Here is a 25,882-nt window from a genome sequence, read left to right on the forward strand (position 1 = left end):
ATCATGTTTTCGTTTTTTTGATTTGTTCGGCAACAAAATTGGCGCTTTCAATAATATAGGGTAAGGTTGTTCCCGGATGGGCGCTTGTGCCAACGACAAATAAATTAGGAAATTTTTTCTGCAAGCGATGCACAGGGTGCCCCGTACCAGTTTGTTTGATGCTCCGAACTAAGCCGTGAATGGCCCCTTGGTAAAGATGAAAATCGTTTTCCCATTCTTTCGGCGTAAGCACCTTTTTTTCGACAATATGTTCTTCTAAATCGGGAATATGAAGCCGTTCTTTAACAACTGAGAGCACTTTTTGTTCGAAAGCTTGGCGTTCTTTGTCCCAATTGATTTGGCTTTCATTATTTGGAACGAGAACCATAATCCGGAGTGCCGTATGACCAATTGGTGCCATTGTTGTATCGGAAACGGAAGGGTTCACGACGTAGACGGTAAAATCCTCTGGTAAAGTTTTCAAATGAATTAATTCATCTTCATATTGCTTGTAGTTTTCAGGGAAAATAACGGACTGATGTTCCAAAGGGAAAGTTTTATTAAGTCCCAAGTAGATCATAAATGCGCTTGTAGAAAATTTCTTTTTCGTCAAGTTTTTAGGTGGCGGCGTGTCATGCATGAGTTCGGTCATCGTATAGGCATAGTCGGTATTAATGATATATTTATCCGCCTGAATGTGCTCACCGCTTTTAAGTGTAAAGCCATCAATTTGTTTGTTGTGGAATGAAAAATGTTCGACTTCCGCATTTAAATGAATGCGCCCACCATTTTCGAGAATGACGTCTGAAATGGCTTTGAAAAGCTGGCTATGCCCACCAATTGGGTGATACAGGCCGTAATAAAATTCGGAAAATGGAATGATGCTATACATGCCTGGTGTTGTAGACGGGCTCATGCCCATGTTGCGAACTTGGAAGGAGAAGGCTAGTCGCAAATTTTCATCGGTGAAAAAACGCGAAGTTTCATCTGCCAAATTGCGACCTAAGGAAAGGCTTGGAAGTGCGCGCAGCATGGTAGGTTTGAAATAGTCCCAAAGTGAAGAAAGGCTCGACATCATTAGCGGTGCGAGGTAGAGTGACTTCTTCGCATTTTCATTCATGTAGCGTAAATAGTTTTTCTCATTATTAGGGAAGTGTTCGTTCAGTTCTCTGATGGTTTGAAGTTGGTCGTGATAGGGTGAAAATGTTTGCCCATTATTGAAGAAAAGCTTGTACATAGGTTCTACGGGGACAAGTGTGACGTAATCTTCTAAATTGCGGTTTGATTCCATGAAAAGAGCAGTTAAGGTGTGTGGCATTGTAATGGAAGAAGGGCCAATGTCAAATTTATAATCGCCTAGCGTAAGCCGACTGGTACGCCCACCAATAAAAGCGTTTTTTTCATAAATATCGACTTCGTAGCCAGCTGAAGAAAGGCGCATGCCAGCAGCTAACCCACCTGGTCCAGCACCTATGATGGCAATTTTTTCTTTTTTCACAATTTGTTCAGCTCCCATTTTATTTTTGGCATTAAAAAAGCGCCAACCGATAATGCGGTTTTAATGCGCCATTTTTTAATCTTCTTTAGACGAGTGAATAATTTTGTAATTTTTATGATTGACAACGGTTTTTTCTTCGATGCCGAGATCGTTAAAATTTTCCATATAGGTTAAATCAACAATAACCGAGTTTTCATTAATTTTCTCTACAATTCCTGTGAGTCCATCTTTAAATTCAATAATATCGCCAACATTTGCTTTAGCCATTTATTATCACTCCCATACATTTGAGGTGGAAACAAGTTCTTTCACTTATTAAATTAACTCCTAGTTTGCACTAAATTCACAATAATTGCAAATAATACGGTTTCACTGGGGATTCTCAAGAAAATGATTGTTAAAAAAATATCGATATTAGCTATAAAATGTGTTTTATTAAACTGTAATTGCCCGGTGGAACTACTGGAAAATTGCGTTTCGAAAGGAATTCAGCTAAAATAAAAGGGTAGCGATTTTTTTACGCCAAAAATATCAAGAAATGGTTGTAACCGATGCAAAAACATGGTACTCTTTTTAATTGAGGGATAGCCTTTTTTGCTGAGAAATCATTTTGGTGAAAAAGGTCACAATAAATTTCTTTACAAAGGAGAATGTAATTATGGAACAAGCAAGTTTTGTAGTAATCGATGAAACAGGAATTCACGCACGTCCAGCGACTTTGTTGGTGCAAGCTGCAAGCAAATACAGCTCTGATATTCAAATTGAATATACAGGCAAAAAAGTAAACCTTAAATCTATCATGGGTGTTATGTCTTTAGGTATCGGTAAAGGTGCTGACATTACGATTCATGCTGAAGGTAGCGACGAAAAAGAAGCTATTGAAGGTTTAACTGAGGTACTTAAGAAAGAAGGCTTGGCTGAATAATGGTAAAAGAGTTGAAAGGGATCGCAGCATCTGATGGGATTGCCATTGCGAAAGCTTATCTGCTCGTTGAACCGGATCTTTCTTTTGGAAAATCTGAAGTGGCTGACGCAGAAAGCGAAGTAAAACGTTTTCAAAGCGCGGTAGATGTTTCTAAATCTGAACTGACTAAAATTCGTGAGCAAGCGGCGAAAAGCTTAGGTGAAGATAAAGCACAAATTTTTGATGCACATCTACTTGTTCTTAATGACCCAGAACTTGTTGGGCCAATTGAAGAAAGTATTAAATCAACAAAGACAAATGCTGAGGCTGCTCTTCAGGAAACTACGGACATGTTCATTTCGATGTTTGAATCCATGGATAATGAATATATGCGTGAACGTGCGGCAGATATTCGTGACGTTAGAAAACGCGTCCTGTCACACTTACTTGGCGTGACGATTCCGAACCCAGCTTTAATCGATGAAGAAGTGGTTGTTGTGGCAAGTGATTTAACACCTTCTGATACGGCTCAATTAGACCGTAACTTTGTTAAAGGCTTTGTCACTGACATTGGTGGTCGTACTTCTCACTCTGCGATTATGGCGCGTTCTCTTGAAATTCCAGCTGTTGTTGGAACGAAAGAGGTAACCGCTGATACAGCAGAAGGTGAATTAATCATCATTGATGGTTTAGAAGGAAATGTGATTGTCAATCCAACTGAAGAACAAGTGGCTCATTATAAAAAAGTTCAATCTGACTTTGCGGCTCAAAAAGCAGAGTGGGAAAAACTTAAAAATGAGGAAACTGTTTCTAAAGATGGTAAACACGTTGAACTAGCTGCTAATATCGGAACACCTAACGATTTAGAAGGTGTTGTAGCGAACGGCGGCGAAGCGATAGGCTTATACCGTACTGAATTTCTTTATATGGGGCGTGACAACTTCCCAACTGAGGAAGAACAATACGAAGCGTATAAAGCGGTTCTTGAAGGTATGGAAGGGAAATCTGTTGTTGTTCGTACACTCGACATCGGCGGAGACAAAACACTTCCGTATTTAGAATTACCTGAAGAGATGAACCCATTCTTAGGTTTCCGTGCAATTCGTCTTTGCTTTGCAAATGAAGACTTGTTCCGTACGCAACTTCGCGCATTACTTCGTGCTAGTGTACACGGTAAACTGAAAATCATGTTCCCAATGATTGCAACAGTTGGCGAGTTCCGTCAAGCGAAAGCAATTTTACTTGATGAAAAACAAAAATTAGTTGCGGCTGGAACTGATGTAAATGAAAATATCGAATTAGGTATTATGATTGAAATCCCAGCAGCTGCAGTAATTGCGGACCAATTTGCTAAAGAAGTTGATTTCTTCTCCATTGGTACGAATGATTTAATCCAGTACACAATGGCGGCAGACCGTATGAACGAACGCGTTTCCTACTTATACCAACCGTATAACCCATCCATTTTACGTTTAATTAAAAACGTCATTGATGCTTCTCACAAAGAAGGCAAATGGACTGGTATGTGCGGGGAAATGGCCGGGGATCAAACAGCGATTCCATTACTACTTGGGTTAGGCCTTGATGAGTTCTCAATGAGTGCTTCAAGCATCTTGAAATCTCGTTCCCTTATCAAACGTCTTGACCAAACTGAAATGGTTAAACTTGCTGACGAAGCACTAAACAAAGCAACAGCGGAAGAAGTTGTTGAGCTTGTTGAAAAATATACAGCTGAATAAGCTGAATGGAGAAACTAGGAGCGATGATGCTTCTAGTTTCTTTTTATGCTATATTTAGAGTGAATACATAAAAAGGGAGAGTGATTAAATTGAGACTGAAAGTAACTTGCAGTTTAGAATCAAATATAATTCCAATTGATTATAGGCGGAAAATAGTAAGCATGATGAAACGGGGGTTAGAGAGAGTAAATAAAGAAAAGTTTGCAGAAATGTATCAAACAAATAAATATAAAGATTTTACGTTTTCAGTTTTCTTGCCAAAAGCGATTTTTAGAAAAGAAGAGATAGAACTGGAGAATTCAAGAATAATCATTAATTTCTCTACCGGTAATGCTGACTTGGCAATAAACTATTACAATGCTTTTATGGCAAATATGAGCAGGTTTTTACCTTTTGGAAAAAATAAAATTAAAATAGATAGCGTAAAGGTATTAGAGACTCCACAAATTTTAGGAAATGTAGTTATCTTTAAGACTTTATCACCAATTATATGTCGCGATCATGATCAAAATACAAAAAAGGATTGGTTTTATTCTTGGGAAAGTAATGAATTTATCCCAGTTTTAAAGCGTAATTTGAAATTTCAATTAAAAGAAAAGTATGGCGAAAATATTGATAGAGACGTTGATATGTTAGTGTTTGAGCCCATAAATATAAAAAAAACTGTAGTGAAAAATTATAATATGAATATTGAAGCGACTTTAGGAATATTCCGAGTTTCAGGGAGAGCATATTTACTACAAGAATTACAGAAATCTGGAATTGGATCGTTAAAAGGAATGGGGTTTGGAATGATAGAAAACACGTGACTAAAAATGTTTTTTATGAGATAATTTAAATTGTTAATGTAAGCAATCTGTAATGTAAACTACTATGTATTTATACCTATATAGATAGTTAATCTAATCAAAATGAAGATACTGTATGCTTTTTGTTATTTTGACAAAAAGTATACAGTCTTTCTTGAAAAGAAGAGATTTATGTGGTATTATTTATGCAACATATATAAATTGATTGCAAAATCGCAAACGTTTTTACATATGGATAAAATACTTAGTAAGGATGTGATTTTATGAAGGTGATAATTGTTATTTTCTTTCTGTACTGTGTCTATAAAGTATTAGACACAAAAAAAGGGGAGAGTACGGCAATACTTTCCCCTCTTAAACAAGTAATTCCAACAGACATAATTTGTTTAGGAATGTTGCTTACTTTAGTCAATAACTCACACCTATAGTATCATAAAAAATGAGGATTATCAATGAGCCGAGTTTATCTCGGCTCAAAAAAATGGAGATGGGGACGAATGTTGGAATTTGAAACATCAGATTGGGCTTTTAATTCAGCACTTTCTGGATTTATTAATATTGTAGGTGTAGAAAGTGTGGCTTACACTGATAGTAACCGGGTCTCACTTAATGAGGATGCACTGAAAGATTTCACCGGAAAATATTTTGATTATTTGATTGATACATATGAAAAAGTTTTACCTTGGTATAGGATTGTGTCATATAAAAGAAAAATAGTTGAGTTTGAAGAAAATCAATTTGATAATTTTTCAGAAAAGGATTTAGAAAATTTAAATCTTTATATGAGGAATGTAGTAAAACACTATTTTTCAAGTGCCAGCTATAAAGCAGTTTTTTCTCTAATTGACGCAGACTTTGACCCAGAAGTAGAACTAAAAGCTTTAAAACCGATTAATTTGAAAAAGGAAGACATTTTTAGTGAGGTTAAGGCAGATATTCTGCCACAAGTAAGAGAAAACTTCGTAATTCTGAGAAAGCTCATTGATTATGGGGCTTCAGAAAAAGGTCGGAAATATTTGGCAGGGAAAAATGTAGTTTTTTCGGTGATTAAAAATAATTGGGAAGGCGTTTCTTTTTTAAATCGGAATACGAAAGAAAAGGATTTCTACATCGACTTTGAAAATCATTTTGTAGAACCAGCAAAAGCTTATTTGAAGGCAGATAAATCGAAATATAAGTATCACTGCGCCATTTGTAATTCAAAAATAAAAGATTTGAAGTTAGACTACTCTTTTTTAACAAATACCGGCTTTGATGTTTATAGAAAACCATCGCATATTTGGAATGAAAATAATGATTTAGCTATGTGTCCAGTTTGTAGACTTGTTTATACGTGTATGCCTGCTGGTTTTACGTTTATTCAACGTGAGGGTATTTTTATTAATATTGGTAAGGACATTAAAGAGATGGTAAGGACTAATAAAGTGATGAAAAATGACTTAAATATGCGGCTAGAAGCTAGAAATAAATCTGTTTATCGTGCTCTAGTTTCGCTGGCACAAGAGAAGAAATATGAAAAACACCGTTATGAGCTAGTCAATATTCAAGTTGTGTATTATGAAGATGGAGTTTATCGCTTTAATTTGTTATCTAAGCGAGCTCTTGAATTGATGAATCGCTTTGAGAAAGAATTGCATAGTTTAATTGGAATGCATTTTAAAGAAGGGAATGTGAGGGTATATCTGTTTAAGGAAGTTGTTAAAAACTTACAAGATAATCAAAACTTGTTTTTACTTATCCATAAGCTTGTTTATTATAAAGTTGCGAATTATGGGCAGTTACATTACTACCCCCAACACATTATGAATATGCTTAAAATTAACAGCTATTTTACGGAAGGAGTGGGGAAAATGTCTCAAAAAATAATGCCAGAAGAATTAGAAAAAGTTCGGGCTGGTGCTTATTATTTTAAGGAAGAATTAAAAAGTAGAAAAAGAGAGCAGAAATTACCAGGTATGGCACATCAATTACTTAATGCTGTTAAAACAGTGGATCGAGGCTTGTTTATGGATATCATGCTTAGAGGTTATTCTGAGTTGGATAAGCAAATTCCGAAAATTTTCTTACGAATTTTTGAAAGTGATGAAAACTTTAAGATAATAGGTTACGCGTATTTGATAGGACTGGTTGGTGATAATAAAGAGAATAATAAGGAGGAAGAAAATGAAAATTAAAGGATTAACAGCAACGGTCATTTTTCAAGCAGAAAGCGCAAATTATGGGGAATCAATTGGGAACGTATCGGCACTTAAGAAAATCTCGCGTGATAATGCTGACTTATATACATATATTTCGCGTCAAGCGTTACGCTATAATATGATTGAGCAGCTAGGCGAGAAAACGGCACCAGTTCAGGCAGAAGGTAGCGGGGACAAAAAAGTAATTCAGTTCGATGCTAATGCACAAATTGATAAATATCCAGAAATCGACTTTTTTGGATATATGAAAACGGAAAAGGGAACAGGCGGACAGAAGCGTAACGCGAAAGTAAGACTTTCTAACGCAATTTCAATGGAAACGTACAAAGGTGATTTAGACTTTTTAACAAATAAAGGTCAAGCGGATAAAATTGGAACGCATATGAATATTGCGCAATCGGAAATTCATCGCTCATTTTATCGGTACACAATTACGATGGATTTGGATCAAATTGGGATTGACGGGAATATTCAAATTGATAATGTGGAAAAGGCGCGTAGGGTAAATAAATTGCTTGATACGATTCAATTTTTATATCGCGATATTCGAGGCCGTCGTGAGGACTTGAAACCGCTATTTATTATTGGCGGCGTTTATGATATTAAAAACCCAATTTTCCAAAATGAAGTCGTTGTGAAGGAAAATAAGATTGCGGTTTCGGATGATTTTTTACCGGGTGAAATGCGTCAAGAAACGCTTTCGGGTGTTGCAAAGGGGATTTTTGATAACGAAACGGAAATTCGCGAAAACTGGCAAGCATCAGCGATACCACACTTTTTTGAAGCTTTAAAATCGAAAGTAAGTGCGTATTATGAAAGCAATTAGGGTGAAGCTTTGGCAGGATTTTGTGAATTATAAAAAGCCAACGAGTTTTCAGTTGAAGGAAACTTACCCGTTACCGCCTTTTTCAACAGTAATTGGGATGGTACACTCGCTGGCTGGTTTTGAATCATATCATGAGATGGACATTAGTGTGCAAGGAAAATATTTTTCGAAGGTAAACGATTTATATACGCGTTATGAATTTAAATCAGGGATGAACTTTGAGAAAGGGCGGCATCAAATTGATGTTAATGGACTAGGCGTTGGTCGGGGAATTGCGACAGCGGAGCTATTAGTTGATGTCGAACTATTACTTCATATTTTACCTAAAAATGAAGAAGATTTTGAAGTGATTTTAGATGCGTTTAACCGGCCGAAAGAGTATCCGTCACTTGGTCGACGCGAGGATATTGCGACGATTTTGGAGGTGAAAGAAGTTGAGGTTGATGTGAAAACACTTTCGAAACAGGTCGGGTTGCCAAAAAATTATGGAGCGTACGTTCCGGTTGAAAGTGAAACCGATGTGAAGCGGACAGAATGGTACGGTTTGGAACAGGTCGGAACGCGTTATCGTTTAACAAAAGACTATGTGTTAGAAAATTTTGGTACAGCTAAAAGGCCTAAAATATTTCGCAGGTGGAATAAAAAAGATGTATTTTATATGTCGGAATTTCGTGGTATGCGAAAACGTGATTTCTGGGTGGATTCGGACGGATATTTAGTGTTTTTTGTATAAAAAAGAGGAGCGGGGGATTTTGAGATTCTCCGCTTTTAAAATTTGGAGGGAAAATATGAGGACGTTTTATGCGAAATCAAATCCAAAAGAAACGATTCAAGAGCATACAGATGAATTACTACGCAATTATGATATCTTAAAAGCTAATTATCCAGATATCAAAATTGATTGGTATTTGTTACGATACGTTTGTTTATTGCATGATTTTGGTAAGATGAATGACTTATTTCAAGCTAAATTATTTTCAGGTAAAAAGAAATTAGAAAATGAGATTCCTCACGGTTATTTAAGTTTAGCTTTTATTGACTTAGAGCGTCTGGAAGAGCTTGGGTATAGCAAAAATGATATTAAAGTTGTCTTTCAAGCGATTGCTTATCATCATGAACGAAAATTTCACGGGAAAACAAAAGATATTGAAGCAGGGTTTAAAATGCTGAAAGAAGCTGCGGCAAATTTTGATTATACGAAATGGGAGCAACCAATTGAACCCGCAGATGAACTTGAAACAGAATTTTTCGCTGTGGGGGAACTAACCTTTGAAAATGATTATGATAACTTTAAAAAATACGTCCTCTTAAAAGGTTTGCTGAATCGGATTGATTATGCGGCTAGTGCTGACGTGCCAGTTGAGTGGGAAAATAGGTTTTTGGAGCGGGATTTGGCGGCTTGGAAAGATGAAAAAGGGATTTTAGAGTGGAATCCGCTGCAAAAATTTATGTATGCGCATCAAAATGAGAATGTCGTTGTGGTGGCGCAGACTGGAATGGGTAAGACGGAAGCAGGGCTTTTATGGATAGGCGATGCGAAAGGCTTTTTCACTTTACCGCTAAAAACGGCGATAAATGGTATTTATGAACGGGTGAAAACGGAAATTTCGACCGAGAATACGACTGAAAAAGTTGGTTTATTGCATTCGGATATTTTTTCGCGCTATTTGTTAGATGAAGAAGAACATGATATTGATGAATATATGACGCGGACGAAACAATTGTCGCTACCGCTTACTATTTGCACATTAGATCAGATATTTGATATTGTTTATCGCTATCCGGGTTTTGAGCATAAACTTGCAACTTTATCTTATAGTAAAGTGATTTTAGATGAAGTTCAGATGTATTCACCTGATTTGCTTGCTTATGTTGTCATTGGGCTTAAGTATATTCAAGATTTTGGCGGCAAATTTGCGATTTTAACAGCGACTTTGCCTGGAATTGTTACGCATTACATGAAACAGGAGAATCTTGAGTTTACTATGCCAGAAAAACCGTTTATTACTGACGTATTTCGCCATTCAATACGTGTGTTGCACCGCGAAATAGATATTCAAGATATTTTAGAGCACTCTTTTGGAAAACGAGTTTTAGTCATTTGCAATACGGTGCAAAAAGCGAAAGAAATATTTACTGCCATACGAAATGCTGGCATTAATACCCATTTGTTCCATAGCCAATTTATTCGCGGAGATCGCCGTCAAAAAGAGGAAGCTATTTTAAGTGACGGAGATCTAGAAGCGGATTTTACGGGTGTTTGGGTCGCGACACAAGTTGTGGAAGCCTCGCTAGATATTGACTTCGATTTGTTGTTTACGGAGCTTTCTGACATAAATGGTTTGTTTCAAAGAATGGGACGTTGTTATAGAAAACGCGAAAATCCGGCTGAAAACAATATTTTTGTGTATGATGGTGGTGAGAAATGGTGTAGTGGTGTTGGTTATGTTGTTGATAAGGACATTTTTAAGTTTTCTAAAGAAGCGATTTCTGGGCTTGATGGGAAATTGTTGGAGTGCGAGAAGATGCGGCTGATTGATGAGGTTTATTCGTATGAGAAGTTAGCTGGGACGATGTATAATGAAGAGCTTGAAAATAATATTAAATACTTGAAGGATATGTGCGCGTATGAACTAGATAAGCAAAAGGCAAGAGAGTTATTCCGCAATATTCAATCGGTGTCGGTTATTCCGAGAAAGATTTTTGAGGAAAATAATATGCTTATGGAAAAATATCAAAATGCTTTTGGCAAACTTGAAAGGCAGAAATTATGGGAAGAAATAAAGGATTTGCAAGTAGATGTTCCAGCGTATTGGTATGATAAATCGGAGAGTGAAACCTTTAAACTGTCAGAATATAAACGGCTTAATATTATGGAGTGCTTGTATGATAAAGAAATTGGCGTGACACGAAAAGAAAGGGAGAAAGAAACTCAGTTTTTCTAAGGTGGCATAATGCGAATTAGAAGATTGAGCTGACACGGGATATTTATTTGTTTGGTGAGGTTACGACGAATACGAAGTGTTTAAATTATTTAGCAGAGAAAAAGATTCCCGTACATATTTTTAATTACTACGGTTTTACTCTGGAACATATAATAGGTGATCGATTAATTTTTTCTTTGTTGAATAAAAATACGATTACGGAGGGCGACTTTGAGGAAAAAGCCAATTTCTATTATATGAAACCGAGTGGTCAAAAGAAAGTGCTACAAGCGTATGATGAAAGGCTAAAAGAAACACTTCGTCATCGAGATTTAAAGCGAAATGTTTCCTACCGTCGCTTAATTCGTCTGGAATGTTATAAAATTGTTAAAACTTTAATGGAAGATGAGCCTTATCAAGGTTTTAAGATGTGGTGGTGATTTTATGTATATTATCTTAATCTATGATATTCCAAATGGCGAGGGCAGTGCGAAAGTTGCGCGTAAGATTTTTAAAACTTGTAAAAAATATTTAACACACATTCAAAAGTCCGTTTTTGAAGGGGAGGTTACACCAGCACTTCTCATGCAACTAAAGCTTGAACTTAATCAACATATTCGAAAAGAGATGGACTCTGTCATTATTTTTAATAGTCGCAATCAAAAGTGGCTAGAAAAAGAGTTTTTAGGTCTTGAAGATAGTAAGACATCTAATTTTTTCTAATCTGTCGATGCTAGATAGCGTAAAAACACCTGGGGGTCGACAAAAACTTGTTATCCGTTCTGGCAGAATGGATAACAAGTTTTTTTGTTTGTGAAACTAAGGAAAACTTGAAAAATAACTCCCGAAAATCAGAGGTCGACAGAAAAGCCTTTTTGAGGTAAGATGGGAGTAGGGCTCGCGAGGGTACCTGTTTTAATCTATGTATTATGAAATGTAAATTAAATCTTTTTAATATTTTATAACTTGCCATGTTTCAGTTTTAATCTATGTATTATGAAATGTAAATTGATTTGTTTGTCGGCATAAGCTTGTCCCTGTTGTGTTTTAATCTATGTATTATGAAATGTAAATGCGCTTCTTCTACAATTTCTTTTAAAGCTTCTATTTGTTTTAATCTATGTATTATGAAATGTAAATTTTGAAGTGTTTACTTCACATCTAGTATCAACAGCGTTTTAATCTATGTATTATGAAATGTAAATGCTGTATCTTTGATTTCAAATTGAACTCCAGACAGGTTTTAATCTATGTATTATGAAATGTAAATCCACATCAGAACGTATCTGGCCCAATTCGGCAGTGTTTTAATCTATGCATTGTGAGATGGAAATACAGGAGGCGTATTTTTAGGGTGTTCCATACATAAAGTTTTAATCCGTGCATAAAAACTACAGTTTCTGCATTTTTGTGGTATTCTAGTCTACATATTATGAAATATGGCTGCAATTTAGCATTGGGAAACTAGTTTTTTTAACTACAAAACTACACATTCTAAAAAAGCAAAAATCATTAGAAGCGCAGTGCATCTGCGGAAATGATTTTTGCTTTTATATGTGTTTGTATAGTGATTGCATATGCAATTTGTTTGCGGGGATAAAATGGGTAAAACCCGCTGTTTTTGTAATAATCCGCACTAGCTTTCTTCAAAATGAACAAAAAAGGGGATTATTTTTGCGCGATTGTTCAAAAAATGTCTACAGAAAATGGCGGTGAAGTCTGGTAAGATATTACTTGTGATGAGGAAAACACTGTATGCCTCATCATAAGTATTCCTTTAATTACAAAACGAGCTGTTCAACCTTTTGACCTAGCCATCTTATCTTGGCTAGGGTCTTTTTGTTTTTAGTTGGAATTAACCTTACTTGAGTGCCTAAAAGCACTCTTTTTTTTATGCTCAGCAAATGGCGCGTTTGCGTTTTTTGCCAATGCGGTCCATTTCGATGACTTTTTGAATGTACGTAGATGCCACGGGGACTTTACACGCGGTGTTGCCCATATCCACATAGACTGTGCCGATGTTCTTGGCAACAGATTCCGCTTGCGAAAGAAGGGGTGGGTAATAGGTTCCGGTGCAGATAACAAAATTGTTCATGGTGTATTTGACGTTGTTTCTTGCGTCGTGGATTGTTTTTTCGACTTTTTCTAACAAATGAAGCACTTCGGTTTTATTGATTTCTTCGTCTTTCGCGATGGAAAGGTAATTTGCGTAGCAGCTCCAGCCAGTGCTTTCAAGTTCTTTTGGTGCCTCGTGAAGCCAATAATTGGCGAGGGCAGTAGCGTACGGAGTTTCTGCTGCAAGGCTTGCGACAATTGCTTCACGAATGCTTTTCGAATTGGCAATTTCTGCCCAGTGAAGCAAATCTTCTTTTGTAAGTTGCTTTGGGTCACACGTTAAGCCCGCTAAATACTGTGCATCATAATTTCCGGTTTCGAAAAGGGCGTGTGCCAAATTCGCAGCTTTTACTTTTTTCACAAGTTGTTTTTTCATATCTCCAATTTTCACACCGAACAATGGCTCGTTCACATCATGACGTAGCAAAGTCTTCTTCGTCTGCTCACTCCCTAGCGCCGCGAGCTCGTTCATAACCGACTCAAGATTCATGTTGTTCCTCCTTTTTATAGCGTTTATCCTCAGTATAACGAAGGTTTTTTGGAAAAGCTAGCTGGGCTTCACAAAAAAGAAGCTGAGTGTAGCGAAATAAAGCATGAAAAGTTATAATGAATGGGAACAATAAAAAGGGGATGAAACGATGTTTTTTGCTTTCTTTGCGGCCGTTTTTTTAATGGTTTTTGCTGTGCTTTACGTGTGGGATAGGCGTAGAATTAGTAACGGGATATTTTTGACAATTGGTTTGTTTTTCTTGTTGTTGTCAATTCTTTATGTCGTTTTGACGGTTTCAGACCGAGTTGATCTCGTTCGGGTTATAGTGACGGGGGTTGCGATTATTCTCTTTTTGCTTATTCCGTTCTTTTTCTTCGGTCTTATTTTCGGGCTTATAATGAATGGGCGTACGATGATGAAAAAAGAAGGGAAGCGGCTTGCTAACTTGTTGCCGATGTTCGCTGGTCTAGGGTTGTTAGCTTTGTTTATTTGGGGCATCGCACAAGGGTCAGTAATTTCGATTCCGCAACTTGCGGTCCTTTACGCAGCGATTATTACGATTTTAACGTATTTCACGTTTTTCTTCGTGACGTTTTTAATTTCTTGTTTCGTCTATCAATACAATTTCCCGCGCTACAACCAAGATTTTATCATTGTGCTCGGAAGCGGCTTAATTGGTGATAAGGTCCCACCATTACTTGCGAGCAGGCTAGACAAAGCGATTTCTTTTTACAAAAAACAGCTTGAAAAAAAGGGGAAACAAGCGACGATGATCGTATCTGGTGGGCAAGGTGAGGACGAACTGACGTCTGAGGCGAACGCGATGCGGCTTTATTTGCTTGAAAAAGGGATTCCCGAGGACTACATCATGATGGAGGACAAATCAGTGAATACGCTGCAAAATATGCGCTTTTCGAAGGCGAAAATGGACGCGATTTTGCCGAAGTATAACAGCATTTTCACGACGAACAATTTTCACTTGTTTCGAGCAGGTCTTTATGCGAAGAAAGCGGGTTTAAAGAGCCAAGGAATTGGTTCAAAGACGGCCTTCTATTACATGCCAAGCGCTTTAATGCGCGAATTTATTGCGGTTGTGATGATGCATAAAAAATTAAATTTAATGATTGTCGGCTTGATTTTGCTTATGTTCCTAGTGCTATTTCTTATTTCATTTTTATAGAGGAGGAGTTTCGATGAAAAAAATTGGTTTTATTGGTATTGGTGTGATGGGAAAAAGCATGGTTCGAAATTTGCTGAAAGCGGGTTTTGACTTACATATTTATACGCGAACAAAATCCAAAGCAGAGGAGCTTCTAAATGAAGGGGCGACTTGGCATGACAACCCAGCTGAATTAGCGGCTACGGTGGACGTTTTAATTACTATGGTTGGCTATCCGAGCGACGTCGAAGAGTTGTACCTATCCGAGGGTGGCTTTTTAGAAACGATGCAACCTGACACACTCGCGATTGATATGACGACCTCCTCACCAGAACTAGCTGCACAAATTGCTGCGGAAGGTATAGAGGCAGGCATTGCAGTTTTAGATGCCCCTGTTTCAGGTGGGGATATTGGCGCGAAAAACGGTACGCTTAGTATTATGGTCGGCGGGGACGAGTCGGCGTTCCAGCGCGCCAAACCGATTTTTGAGGCGCTTGGTGAAAGCATCATTTTACAAGGCGGTGCTGGTTCTGGCCAGCATACGAAAATGGTGAATCAAATTGCGATTGCCTCGAATATGATAGGCGTCACAGAGGCGATTTTTTATGCAGAAAAGGCAGGACTTGATCCTGAACGCGTCTTGAAATCCATCGCCGGTGGGGCGGCAGGCAGTTGGTCGCTCAGCAATTTAATCCCACGCGTTCTAAAAGATGATTTCTCACCGGGCTTTTTCATTAAACATTTTATCAAAGATATGCGAATCGCAATTGATGAAGCAAAAAAAATGGGGATTGACTTACCTGGTTTAACTTTAGCTGAACAAATGTATCAAACACTCGCTGAACGTGGTCTTAGCGAAGCGGGAACGCAGGCGCTAATTAAATATTATAATTAAAAAACATCCCGTAAAACCTATTTCAGGTTCATTACGGGATGTCTTTTTATTCAGTATACGTTTTTAAAATGGCTCTGCTAAAACAGGAGCAAGAAATGGTTCGCTTTTCTTAGTGCGGTTAGCATTCACCGCTGTAAGATAAACGGGAACAGTGTCTCCTTCTTGCCATTTAACATTGTCTGGTACGGGAATCTTGAAGTAACCATTTTTATATTCAATTTCAGTAATAATTGTGTTTGTATAGCCATTTTGAGTATCGAAGACGGCATTAGCATAAATTTTTGTCCCACTAGGAATTTGAGAAGTGTCATCATAAGTGGTATAACCAGAAATGCTAGTAGATGCTGTATTAATAGGATTGACTGATGTTATTTTCCCAATTTGGAAATTTTCCCAATCGTCCTGCACGGTAACGATAATCGTTTTGGTTTCAGTGTTACCTGAAGAATCTGTTACGCTATATGTGACGTCATACGTACCTGCTTTAGTTGTATCAACATTGTTTGAAACGACTTCGATTTTATTGGTAATATCTCCATCTCGGTCATCGGAAGCTGTTACACCTGCTTTTGGATCAAAATTATCTCCGACGGATATCGTTTTATCTGTGGCACTAATAGTCGGTTTTACTTGATCAGGAAGTGTAGTTTCTAATGAGGCTTGTGCCGCATTTTGATTTCCAAGTAGGTTCAAGTTTAAAAGGGTGTCGCTACTTAGTGCAGCAAATTCCAATTGACTATCTGGAGATGAAGGCAATTGAGAAATACCTAAACTTGCTAAATCGATAGTTAGCGTGAAGTTATTTGTTGCCGCAATTCCAACTGAGGCTAGACCATGATTGATTTTTGCCCCAATAGACTGATGTTCTTTATCAATGATTAATTGATCGCCGGTGACCGTTCCTTGATGAGGTGGCAATCCGATTGGTCCTATAGAAAGAATTGGTATAGAGTATGAAAGTGTAGTATTTGCGCGAACTTCAGGTGAATCTAGTAATGACGTAAGTTCGGTAGGCAAAGTAAAGTATGTGTAGTACTCGGAAATTAAGCCAATATTCGCCAGCTGTTGTCCTGTAAGTGTTAATTGTAGTTTCCCGTTTTGATAAGTTGGTTGTAAATGGGCATCTTTAAGTAAATCAATAGTTGCAGCACTAGCTTTTTGGTCCCCTGTCTGAATTGTTGGGACAGCGTTCTCAAAATTAGTAGATACGGGTGCTAAAACGAACACTCCTGCTGTAGCTAATGCGGTCACAAATTGTACTTTTTTCTTCATCTTTCTTCCTCCTTTTGATTCCTTGTTTCCAAGGGGATAACTAAAGAAAGGGTCTATATAGTATATTTTTGTGACTATTTTACCTAAGTAATATGCCTTCCCCCCTCAAAAAATGTGTATTCTTTCCAAATATTAAGAATACAAGCAAATTATAACCACTTTTAAAATACAATTCAATAAATATTGCTTATTGATGCAAAATTTTTATTAGTTTGCGTTTTTATTAATAAGATTGTCATCGCCTTTAAATAATCGTTTTATTAGGTAACAAAATATAAGCATAAATTCAGTAATAATATCATCTGGAGACATGGTTTTTACTGAATTTATGCTTGTTTTTATGTAACAATCTCGATTTTAAATAGAATAATTTTTTTCCATAAATTTAGCCATATTTTCCGTTGCAAGCGCGAGTTTATTAAGTGAAGCGGCATAAGATAAACGGAAGTAGCGGTCGCCTTTTTCGGAAAAGGCATTGCCGGGCACGACTGCTACTTTGGCTTCTTTAGCTAGTTTCAAAGCGAAATCATACGCGTTTTCAGTGACGAAATCGGGTAGCTTGACGAAAAAATAAAATGCGCCGTCTGGGGGGATGACCTGAAAGCCCATTTTCACAAGGCGATCCTGCACGAACTTGGCGCGGACTTTGTATTCTGAGCGCATCAGCAAAGCATCGTTTTCACCTTTTGTCACCGCTTGAAGCGCAGCTTTTTGACTAATCGAAGAAGCGCAAGTTACGGTGTACTGGTGGATTTTCAGCATTTCTGTAAGCAGTGGTTTGGGTGCCATGAGGAAGCCGATGCGAAAGCCAATCATCGCGTGCGATTTCGATAGTCCGTTGATGACAATCGTTTGCTCTGGTAGCATCGGGCGCATGGACGTATGCGGTTTCTCGTAAGTTAGCTCGCTGTAAATTTCATCGGCGACGACGTAAATTCCCGTGCCTTCTAGGACGTTTGCAAGCTCTCTCAGCTCGCTTTCCGTTAGCGTTACGCCAGTTGGATTCGACGGGTAGGGCAAGATAAGTGCTTTTGTTTTGTCAGAAAGGACTCGTTTTAATTGCGACGGGGTTAATTTGAACGCTGACTCCGTCGTGTCGACTTTGACCGGAACGGCGTCCATCAATTTGATGAGCGGTTCATAGCCAGGGTAGATGGGATCAGGCAAAATGACTTCATCGCCTGGTTCTAAAATCGTTTCGAGTGCCACAGCAATGGCTTCGGTTGCGCCAATTGTGACGATGATTTCTTCTTTTGTGAAACCTAGCGCGTATTTTTTGTTAAAATAATCAGCGGCGGCGGAAACAAGTTCAGGCATGCCGGCATTGTTTGTGTAGTTTGTAAAGTTATCTTGAATAGCGTTTATTGCGGCTTGTTTGACATGTTCTGGAGTATCGAAATCTGGTTCGCCAAGTGTTAATTTCATAATGCCTTCAATATTCGCAATTTCATTGTTAAAACGGCGAATTCCGCTAATTTGAATGGCAGCCAGTTCGGGGCGTATATTTTTAGGCATAAGCTTCACCCTTTCTTTCTTTTTCTGCTTCATCATATCATATTTTAGCGGAAATAGGGGCTACTGTTTTCAAAAATAGTAGGTTGAGTTGCTGTGTCTGGCTTTATATTTGTATAGGCTTCGAGGCAATATTTGGCGCGCTTTAATGACAACGATGTTTTGGTCTTATATTGTAAACGAACCTGCTCGCCGAGGTGATGCAGCTCTTTTAAATCGTTTTTTGTGGGCGGGATATGGAAAAGGAAATCGCCACATTTGACCAGCACAAGCGAGTGTTGGCGGCAGTTTTTTGGATTTTTTGAATATTGCAAGCCGACTTTTTCGGCATGGCCATCTGAGAGCAATTTGGTGATGGCGGCTTGTTTTAGCTTGTACAAGTAAGCCGGGTTGGTGGCGACTTTACTATGACGGTTAACGATAAAAATGGCTTCGGCAATTTGTTTCGTCTGGTTCAAATGAAAACCCCCTTTTTGCATGTAATCAGAAAATTTCAATTGAGTATAATAATTTAATTATAACGAAACAATTTGATAACACAAATCAAAAGTTGAAAAAATCTGATAATATTTACATTTTGTTATTGCATATTTTGCTTTTTTACCGTAAAATAGTTTTAATAATGATAATCATTTTCAATTGGAAGTGGTTTGAGAGGGGAAGCGCACATGACAAAAGCTGGTAAATACGAGGCGTTCTTTTTTCCAACAAAAGATGGCCTTTTGAAAATACATGCTTACGGTTTTAACCCGACTGGTTCGTGGGGGGAAGTTTACGCGACTTTAAATGGCGAAACGATTTGTGTGAAGGGCTTTAATCGCCACAAGACAATCATGCGCGCTGTTAAAACGAAGCTGGATATTACGGAAAATCAAAACAACGATTTATAAACCTGGTTGCTTTTCGCACTAGGTTTTTATTTTGATTAAAACGCTGTAGCGCGCATAAAAACTAAAAAGCTCGTTGTGGCAAATTTTATTCAAAGAAAATTGCTTTTTCTGAATTTTTACAGATGACTTGCTTAATAGGTGCTATATGCGCTAAAATTTGATAGTATTAATTTAGTGGTCTTGCGAGTTTGTTTCGTATAGGTGGATTTTTGAGAGGAGAATAAGCGATGTCTCAGTTATTAGGAATTATTCAACGTTTAAACGCGATGCAGGAGGATGAAGCTTCTGAAACGCAAGCACGTCGTTTTGAAAAAGACGGTAAGGTAATCTGTGAAGTGAAATACTTTCGAGCGTCTAATTCGTTTGAAGTCGAAATTTATGAATTAAACAGTAAATATCAATTTGATGATATTGATATGACAGCAATTGAGATTTTTGAAGCGTTACAAGAAAATTAATTTGTAAGGTGTAGCTAGAACGGGGAATCTGTTCTAGTTATTTTTTTTGCGCAACAATAGAGGAAATTCTTGTTTTTCTATGCTAGAATAAGAGTGATGAGACACTTACTTTAGAGAGATAAAACGTGAATTTAATTGAGAAGAGGGTTCCACGTGATTTCAAATAGATTAGGTTATTTTTTCAAAGATAAGCTCGAAGAAAGTATGATTTCTGCTGAGAAGGTTGCCCATGTACAGGTAGGGAATAATTTGGAGCATGCGCTTTTAGTGCTTACGAAATGTGGCTATTCAGCTATTCCAGTGCTTGATTTCGAATTTAAACTGCACGGACTGATTAGTGCTGCACGTATTACAGATTCGATTTTAGGCCTTGAGCGAATTGAATATGAAAAGCTTGAAACGTTAAAAGTTGAAGATGCGATGCAAACGGAATTTCCTGTTATTAAAGGGGCAATTAATCCGGAACGTGTCGTAAGTTTGCTTGTAGATAATCCATTTTTATGTGTGGTCAATGAGGAAAATGAGTTTCAAGGGATTATTACGCGAAGAATTATTTTAAAACAGGTGAATCGCTTTATTCATGCACCGTTGGAGGACGAAAAATGATTGTCACAGAATATGAATTGCTTGTTTGTCTAGCTGATGAACTGAATATGCGTCGTAGTGCGGAAAAACTTTTTTTGAGTCAACCGGCTTTATCGCAACGTTTACAGACGATTGAAAGCAGATGGAATACGAAGATTTTTATCCGCACACAAAAAGGCTTGCTTTTAACGCCAGAAGGGGAAGCGATTGTCAAACATGCGGCGAGTGTCATTGCTAGAGAGCATGAAATTCAGGAGCGGCTAGAGGCGATGGAAGGTGTCGTGCGCGGTACGCTTCGAATTGCTTGTGCAAGTGTTGTGGCGCAGATGTGGCTGCCGCGGGTGTTAAAAATGTTCACAGAGAAATATCCCGATGTGACGATTTCACTGCAAACGGGTTGGAGTAGCGATGTCCATGAATTGCTTGCTTCTGGTTCAGTACATTTAGGGATTGTGCGTGGCAGTACGCCGTGGAAAAGTGTGAAGCGGCATTTATTTACGGACCGGCTTATTTTAGTGGATCAGGAGATTGAACGAATTGAAGATGTTTTTGAAACGAATCGGCCATTTATTCAATTCCGGAGCGATTCTAACTATTATCAAGTGATTCAGGATTACTGGCAGCGAAACTTTTCGAAGTTGCCGAAACAAGTCATGTTGATGGATCAAATTGAAACATCGAGGCAAATGGCGATAAACGGAATTGGTTTTGCGATTTTACCTGAGGTGACAATGAGTCAAGAAATCGATGCGGTCGTAAATCGTATTCCGTTAACTGAAAAGGACGGGACAGAACTCGGGCGGGATACCAATTTGCTGACGTATGAACAGTCGCTTGAATTACCGCAAGTTGCTGCTTTCCTAGAAGTGACAAATCAATTTCTTGAAACAAGCCGCTAGCTATGGCAAACTAAAAAATAAAAAAGGGGCGTTTAAATATGGAACAAATGGATGCACATCAAATTATTTCTTTTATTCAAAACAGTAAAAAATCAACACCGGTCAAAGTTTATTTGAAAGGTGATTTAGACAAAATTGCTTTCCCCGATGAAGTTAAAACGTTTATTACGGGTAATGCGGGAACAATTTTTGGTGAATGGGCTGACATTGAGCCTCTTCTTGCTAAAAACGAGGCGCATATTGCGGATTATGTAGTGGAAAACGATCGCCGCAATTCAGCTATTCCAATGCTTGATTTAAAAAATATTAATGCGCGTATTGAACCAGGCGCAGTCATTCGCGACCAAGTGACAATTGGAGATAATGCGGTTATCATGATGGGGGCTAGCATTAATATTGGCTCTGTCATTGGAGACGGTACGATGATTGATATGAACGTCGTGCTTGGCGGACGCGCAACAGTGGGCAAAAACTGTCACATCGGGGCGGGATCAGTACTTGCGGGTGTTGTTGAACCACCTTCTGCGACACCAGTTATCGTGGAGGACGATGTTGTCATCGGGGCAAATGTCGTTGTCCTTGAAGGCGTACGAATTGGTAAAGGCGCAGTCGTTGCGGCTGGCGCGATTGTGACGAAGGACGTTGCACCGGGAACAGTTGTAGCCGGCATTCCAGCACGTGTCTTAAAAGAACTTGATGCGAAAACGGCATCGAAAACCGAAATTATGCAAGGCTTGCGACAACTTTAAATCAAATGAAAAGAGGGGCGTGTTCATTTGGCACGTCTCTTTCTTTTAGAAAAGGAGGGTTTTTCGTGAATCGTTTTATTGAGATTAGACGGGATTTACACCAGATTCCGGAAATTGGTTTTGAGGAGCATAAAACGCAGAAATACTTGCTCGATTATATTGCGGGACTGAATCAAGAGTTCCTTGAGGTACAAACTTGGCGCACGGGGATTTTTGTTCGCGTCACGGGGCGAGTTGGTGCGAAAACAATTGGGTACCGGACGGACATGGATGCGTTGCCGCTAGCTGAAAAAACGGGTCTGCCGTTTGCGTCTACGCACGCTGGAGCGATGCATGCATGCGGCCACGATGTTCATATGAGCATTGCGCTAGGGTGTTTGACGCACTTTGCGACGAGTCAGCCTGAACAAAATCTTGTTTTTATTTTTCAACCTGCGGAGGAAGGTCCTGGCGGGGCTTTGCCCATTTTAGAAAGCGAAGAATTTAAAGCATTTTGGCCTGACGAAATTTACGCCTTACATATTGCGCCAGAGTATAAAGTGGGGCAAATTGCGACAAAAGTTGGTCTTCTTTTTGCGAACACATCGGAACTTTTTATTTCGTTTAAAGGGCGCGCTGGGCATGCGGCGTACCCGCATCTTGCGAATGATATGGTCGTTTGTGCGAGTCATTTTGTGACGCAAATGCAGACGATTGTCAGTCGGAATATCGACCCGATGGACGCGGCTGTTATAACGGTTGGGAAAATTTCAGGCGGCGATGCGCAAAACATTATTGCGGAGGTGGCGCACCTAGACGGGACGATTCGGACGGCGAAGAAGGAAACGATGGACGTGATTTGGACGCGTTTAAGACAACTTGCACGCGGCATGGAAGAAGCTTTTCAGTGCGAAATTACGTTTACACCGGGATCGGATTACTGCCAAGTTTACAATCATGCGGAGGAAACGGAACAGTTTATTGCCTTTTTAAATCGCGAGTTTGAAGGGGCGTTTATTGAGGCGCCGGCTGCAATGACGGGCGAAGACTTCGGGTATTTCTTGGAGGAAATTCCGGGTTGTATGTTTTGGCTCGGGGTGGACTCACCGTACGGTTTGCACCACGCTAAATTAAATCCACAAGAAGATGCGATTCCGTTTGCGATTTCTGTTTTAACGAAGTTTTTATCTGAAAAATAAGGGGTTTTGCATATGATTCGTGTCCTTTTAGCGGACGATAATTCGTTTATTACGGGCGGTTTAGAGATTATTTTGAATACGGAGGAAAATTTGGAGGTTGTGGGCACGGTCCAGAACGGGGAAGAGGCGTACCGATTTTGCTTGGAGCATGCGGTTGATGTGGCGCTTGTGGATATTCGGATGCCCGTTATGGACGGTGTTCTTGCGACGAAAAAAATTGCGCAGGAGACGGACACGAAGGTGATTATTTTAACGACTTTTGATGATGACGCGTTTATTTTGGAGGCGATTCAAAACGGGGCGAAGGGCTATTTGCTTAAAAATAATGATCCGAAAAAAATTGTGAATGCTATCTGTAGTGTGATGCAGGAGCAGAGTATTATTCAGGCGGAAATTTGGGATAAGTTGCGCGCGGTGAATCAGGCGAAGCAGACGGCGTATGCGGATCTTGATGCGATGGGGCTGTCTGAACGTGAGAAGGATATTGTGAAAGCGGTAGCGAAAGGGCTGTCGAATCGGGAAATTGCGAAACTCCTTTTTATTTCAGAGGGGACGGTTGCGAACAATATTTCGGCTTTGCTTGGGAAACTGGGGCTTTCACACCGGACGCAGATTGCGATTTTGTATTTCACGGGTAGCGGAAATGGGGATGCGGAATGAATGCCTATAAAATCCAAATTGATGTGGTTTTTTCGCTTTTCTTGCTATTATTTGTGTTTATACAAGAGTTGTCGGCTTTTTTAAACGCTTGTTATTTGCTGGCGATATTATTGTATTTATCGCTGACTTTACTAAGTTTTACTCTGCGGCGTGCGCGAATTTTTCTCATTGTGCTGCTTTGCGGCAGTATTTTGGTTTTTGGCTTTCTCATCATGCCATATTTGCTCTATTTATTCCCGTTTGCTGTTTTTTCGCTTTTTTTACAGGGGGAAAAATGGAGTTTTTCGGTCTACGCATTATACGCGGTTATCGCGATGTTGCCGCTCTTTTTTTTGCGTGATTTCCAGATGAGTGCGCTTTATTTATGGATTGCGGCTTTTGCATTCATTTTTTATATGATTTTAAATAAGCAGTCCTACATGTTGCTACGGAAAGAGGAGACGAATGAAGCGCTTAGGATTCAACTGGAAAATGTGCGGGGGAAAATGGATCAACTTGAAACGCGAATTATGAAAGAGACGAGCCTTGCCAAATTAGAGGAGCGAAACGCGCTTTCGCACCGTATTCATGATGAGCTGGGGCATTCGCTTTCTGGCGGACTCATTCAGCTTGAGGCTTGCAAGGCGATTCTTTACAAAGATGTTGACCAGGCGGCGCTCCTTTTGAACAATGCGATTCAAATTAGCCAAGCGGGCATCGAGGAAATTCGGAAGACTTTGAAGGAAACAAAGCCTGCGCAGGAAAGTTTAGGGGTTACGCGGCTTAAAAATGAGCTATCCCAATTTGAAAGTAAGTATAAATGTCAAACGCTTTTTTATGCGAAAGGTTCATTGGCTAAAATTACCCAACCGATGTGGTATGTATTTTTACAAAACTTGACGGAGGCATTAACAAATTCGTTAAAGTACAGCGACGCGACGCGCATTGAAGCGAATCTTGTTGTATTGAATAAAGTTGCTCGTTTTGAAATACGTGATAACGGGGTCGGCGCAGAAGTTATTTCTAAACATTTAGGTTTACTGGGTATGGAAGAAAGAACGGCGAAACTAGGCGGTAACGTGATTTTTCAAGGTGAGGACGGCTTCTCTATCATTACTTTAATCCCAATTTCGTGAAAATCTCATGCGAAGAAGTGAGGAATTGCACTAGGCAAAGTCCTCGCTTCTTTTTTATAATAGAGAAAACGAGGAGGTACATTATGAAAATCGTTGAAATAAATGAAGTAACGAAAAAATTTGATAAAACGATTGCGGTTGACCGGCTCACGCTTTCGATTGAGAAGGGGCAAATTTTTGGTTTGCTCGGTCCTAACGGTGCTGGGAAAAGTACGGCGATTAGCATTTTATGTGGCTTAATTAAAAAAACGAGCGGTAATGTTACGATTTTCGGAGAGCAGCAAGGGCAAGACGGCTTGAGGATTAAAAGTAAGATTGGCCTCGTGCCGCAAGAAATTTCGCTTTATAATGAACTTTCGGCGCTTGAAAACGTTAAATTTTTTGCTGGGCTATACGGTTTGCGCGGCGCGGAACTTGACAAAGCGGCAAATGAGGCGCTTAGTTTTGTTGGCTTAACGGATAAAGCGAAAGGACGTCCAGAAGCATTCTCAGGTGGTATGAAACGTCGTTTGAACATTGCCTGTGCTATTGCGCATCGTCCGGAACTTATCATTATGGACGAACCGACAGTTGGTATTGACCCGCAGTCTCGTAATTATATTTTACGCTCGATTAAAAAGCTGAATGAAAATGGGGCAACCATTATTTATACGAGTCATTATATGGAAGAGGTCGAGGAAATCTGCGACTATATTGCGATTATTGACCACGGGAAAGTCATTGCAGAAGGCACGGAAGAACAGCTCATTAGTTTGGTGACGGACGTCAAAGAAATGGAAATTATCGTGGATCAAGACGCAAGTGTTACGACAAAAGACATCGAAGGGGTTTCGGGCGTTCAGGCGGTGACGTGGAACGGAACAAATTCGCTTCACATCACATCAAGTAGCGAAGTGAACACGCTAAACTCGATTTTGGCCATTTTACTGCAACATAAAATCGATATTTTGGAAATTAATCAAGAAACGCTCAACTTGGAAACTGTATTTTTAAACTTAACTGGGCGAAAATTGCGTGATTAGAAGGGG

The 25,882-nt window shown here is 39.0% G+C and carries 26 protein-coding genes and 1 CRISPR repeat array; of the genes, 20 read left to right on the forward strand and 6 right to left on the reverse strand.

What is annotated here, in order from left to right:
• Position 1 precedes the first annotated feature (1 nt).
• Complete coding sequence (locus CFT42_RS12290; RefSeq protein ID WP_167373842.1) at positions 2–1,495, reverse strand: phytoene desaturase family protein; 1,494 nt, start codon at positions 1,493–1,495, stop codon at positions 2–4.
• A gap of 57 nt (positions 1,496–1,552) precedes the next feature.
• Positions 1,553–1,744: a YkvS family protein gene (locus CFT42_RS12295; RefSeq protein ID WP_088809475.1), complete on the reverse strand. Its 192-nt coding sequence runs from the start codon at positions 1,742–1,744 to the stop codon at positions 1,553–1,555.
• A 391-nt stretch (positions 1,745–2,135) separates the two neighbouring features.
• Here CFT42_RS12295 and CFT42_RS12300 point away from each other — a divergent pair, with 391 nt between their 5' ends.
• The 9 genes from CFT42_RS12300 to cas2 all read left to right on the forward strand — a co-directional run bounded on the left by CFT42_RS12300 (position 2,136) and on the right by cas2 (position 11,600).
• The gene (locus tag CFT42_RS12300) at positions 2,136–2,402 is read left to right on the forward strand and encodes a phosphocarrier protein HPr (RefSeq protein WP_007472257.1); all 267 of its coding nucleotides are present in this window, start codon (positions 2,136–2,138) and stop codon (positions 2,400–2,402) included.
• Positions 2,402–4,120: a phosphoenolpyruvate--protein phosphotransferase gene (gene ptsP / locus CFT42_RS12305; RefSeq protein WP_088809476.1), complete on the forward strand. Its 1,719-nt coding sequence runs from the start codon at positions 2,402–2,404 to the stop codon at positions 4,118–4,120. Before CFT42_RS12300 ends, ptsP begins: the two co-directional genes overlap by 1 nt.
• Positions 4,121–4,209: 89 nt before the next feature.
• Positions 4,210–4,929, forward strand: coding sequence for a CRISPR-associated endoribonuclease Cas6 (cas6, locus tag CFT42_RS12310; protein ID WP_088816242.1), 720 nt, complete (start codon positions 4,210–4,212; stop codon positions 4,927–4,929).
• Between the two features lie 452 nt (positions 4,930–5,381).
• Entirely contained in the window at positions 5,382–7,103 is a 1,722-nt protein-coding gene (gene cas8a1, locus CFT42_RS12315) for a type I-B CRISPR-associated protein Cas8b1/Cst1 (protein WP_088816243.1), read from the forward strand.
• Positions 7,093–7,953: a type I-B CRISPR-associated protein Cas7/Cst2/DevR gene (cas7i, locus tag CFT42_RS12320; RefSeq protein WP_088816244.1), complete on the forward strand. Its 861-nt coding sequence runs from the start codon at positions 7,093–7,095 to the stop codon at positions 7,951–7,953. Before cas8a1 ends, cas7i begins: the two co-directional genes overlap by 11 nt.
• Positions 7,931–8,686, forward strand: coding sequence for a CRISPR-associated protein Cas5 (gene cas5 / locus CFT42_RS12325; RefSeq protein WP_369821461.1), 756 nt, complete (start codon positions 7,931–7,933; stop codon positions 8,684–8,686). The genes cas7i and cas5 overlap by 23 nt, the downstream gene beginning before the upstream one ends.
• Positions 8,687–8,741: 55 nt before the next feature.
• Positions 8,742–10,898 carry a CRISPR-associated helicase/endonuclease Cas3 gene (locus CFT42_RS12330; protein ID WP_088816246.1) on the forward strand — a complete coding sequence of 719 codons (2,157 nt, stop codon included), beginning with the start codon at positions 8,742–8,744 and terminating at the stop codon, positions 10,896–10,898.
• 29 nt (positions 10,899–10,927) lie between these two features.
• A complete protein-coding gene (locus tag CFT42_RS12335) occupies positions 10,928–11,317 on the forward strand; it encodes a CRISPR-associated endonuclease Cas1 (RefSeq protein ID WP_304441195.1) in 390 nt (129 codons plus the stop codon).
• A gap of 4 nt (positions 11,318–11,321) precedes the next feature.
• Entirely contained in the window at positions 11,322–11,600 is a 279-nt protein-coding gene (gene cas2 / locus CFT42_RS12340) for a CRISPR-associated endonuclease Cas2 (protein WP_088816248.1), read from the forward strand.
• A 189-nt stretch (positions 11,601–11,789) separates the two neighbouring features.
• A CRISPR array of direct repeats spans positions 11,790–12,211; the repeat unit is 30 nt; unit sequence GTTTTAATCTATGTATTATGAAATGTAAAT.
• A 563-nt stretch (positions 12,212–12,774) separates the two neighbouring features.
• Here the strand turns inward: cas2 and CFT42_RS12345 are convergent.
• Entirely contained in the window at positions 12,775–13,482 is a 708-nt protein-coding gene (locus CFT42_RS12345; RefSeq protein ID WP_088809484.1) for a DNA alkylation repair protein, read from the reverse strand.
• A gap of 148 nt (positions 13,483–13,630) precedes the next feature.
• On the opposite strand from CFT42_RS12345, the gene CFT42_RS12350 reads away from it, so the two are divergent.
• Positions 13,631–14,662: a YdcF family protein gene (locus CFT42_RS12350; RefSeq protein ID WP_088809485.1), complete on the forward strand. Its 1,032-nt coding sequence runs from the start codon at positions 13,631–13,633 to the stop codon at positions 14,660–14,662.
• A 13-nt stretch (positions 14,663–14,675) separates the two neighbouring features.
• A complete protein-coding gene (locus tag CFT42_RS12355) occupies positions 14,676–15,536 on the forward strand; it encodes an NAD(P)-dependent oxidoreductase (protein WP_088816249.1) in 861 nt (286 codons plus the stop codon).
• Between the two features lie 63 nt (positions 15,537–15,599).
• On the opposite strand, the gene CFT42_RS15025 is transcribed toward CFT42_RS12355, so the two are convergent.
• The 3 genes from CFT42_RS15025 to CFT42_RS12370 all read right to left on the reverse strand — a co-directional run bounded on the left by CFT42_RS15025 (position 15,600) and on the right by CFT42_RS12370 (position 18,778).
• A complete protein-coding gene (locus CFT42_RS15025; RefSeq protein ID WP_244169971.1) occupies positions 15,600–16,808 on the reverse strand; it encodes an immunoglobulin-like domain-containing protein in 1,209 nt (402 codons plus the stop codon).
• Positions 16,809–17,165: 357 nt separating this feature from the next.
• Positions 17,166–18,323, reverse strand: a complete 1,158-nt coding sequence (locus CFT42_RS12365; protein WP_088816250.1) for an aminotransferase class I/II-fold pyridoxal phosphate-dependent enzyme — start codon at positions 18,321–18,323, stop codon at positions 17,166–17,168.
• A gap of 44 nt (positions 18,324–18,367) precedes the next feature.
• Positions 18,368–18,778 (reverse strand): YkyB family protein, encoded by a 411-nt coding sequence (locus CFT42_RS12370; RefSeq protein ID WP_088809488.1) that lies wholly within the window; start codon positions 18,776–18,778, stop codon positions 18,368–18,370.
• Positions 18,779–18,988: 210 nt separating this feature from the next.
• On the opposite strand from CFT42_RS12370, the gene CFT42_RS12375 reads away from it, so the two are divergent.
• From CFT42_RS12375 to CFT42_RS12415, 9 genes are all read left to right on the forward strand, one after another.
• Entirely contained in the window at positions 18,989–19,210 is a 222-nt protein-coding gene (locus CFT42_RS12375; protein WP_088809489.1) for a hypothetical protein, read from the forward strand.
• 227 nt (positions 19,211–19,437) lie between these two features.
• The gene (locus CFT42_RS12380) at positions 19,438–19,668 is read left to right on the forward strand and encodes a YkuJ family protein (protein ID WP_088809490.1); all 231 of its coding nucleotides are present in this window, start codon (positions 19,438–19,440) and stop codon (positions 19,666–19,668) included.
• A 153-nt stretch (positions 19,669–19,821) separates the two neighbouring features.
• Positions 19,822–20,274, forward strand: a complete 453-nt coding sequence (gene cbpB / locus CFT42_RS12385; protein ID WP_088809491.1) for a cyclic-di-AMP-binding protein CbpB — start codon at positions 19,822–19,824, stop codon at positions 20,272–20,274.
• Positions 20,271–21,152, forward strand: a complete 882-nt coding sequence (locus tag CFT42_RS12390; protein ID WP_088809492.1) for a LysR family transcriptional regulator — start codon at positions 20,271–20,273, stop codon at positions 21,150–21,152. Before cbpB ends, CFT42_RS12390 begins: the two co-directional genes overlap by 4 nt.
• Positions 21,153–21,190: 38 nt before the next feature.
• Positions 21,191–21,901 (forward strand): 2,3,4,5-tetrahydropyridine-2,6-dicarboxylate N-acetyltransferase, encoded by a 711-nt coding sequence (gene dapD, locus CFT42_RS12395; protein WP_088809493.1) that lies wholly within the window; start codon positions 21,191–21,193, stop codon positions 21,899–21,901.
• Positions 21,902–21,906: 5 nt separating this feature from the next.
• Positions 21,907–23,079 (forward strand): N-acetyldiaminopimelate deacetylase, encoded by a 1,173-nt coding sequence (locus CFT42_RS12400; RefSeq protein ID WP_179946379.1) that lies wholly within the window; start codon positions 21,907–21,909, stop codon positions 23,077–23,079.
• 12 nt (positions 23,080–23,091) lie between these two features.
• Positions 23,092–23,739 (forward strand): response regulator transcription factor, encoded by a 648-nt coding sequence (locus CFT42_RS12405; RefSeq protein ID WP_088816251.1) that lies wholly within the window; start codon positions 23,092–23,094, stop codon positions 23,737–23,739.
• On the forward strand, positions 23,736–24,854 hold the full coding sequence (locus tag CFT42_RS12410) for a sensor histidine kinase (protein ID WP_088816252.1): 1,119 nt from the start codon (positions 23,736–23,738) through the stop codon (positions 24,852–24,854). The genes CFT42_RS12405 and CFT42_RS12410 overlap by 4 nt, the downstream gene beginning before the upstream one ends.
• A gap of 83 nt (positions 24,855–24,937) precedes the next feature.
• A complete protein-coding gene (locus CFT42_RS12415) occupies positions 24,938–25,876 on the forward strand; it encodes an ABC transporter ATP-binding protein (RefSeq protein WP_088816253.1) in 939 nt (312 codons plus the stop codon).
• Positions 25,877–25,882 lie beyond the last annotated feature (6 nt).

The sequence above is a fragment of the Listeria goaensis genome, from assembly GCF_900186125.1.
In the GTDB taxonomy this organism is placed as follows: domain Bacteria; phylum Bacillota; class Bacilli; order Lactobacillales; family Listeriaceae; genus Listeria; species Listeria goaensis.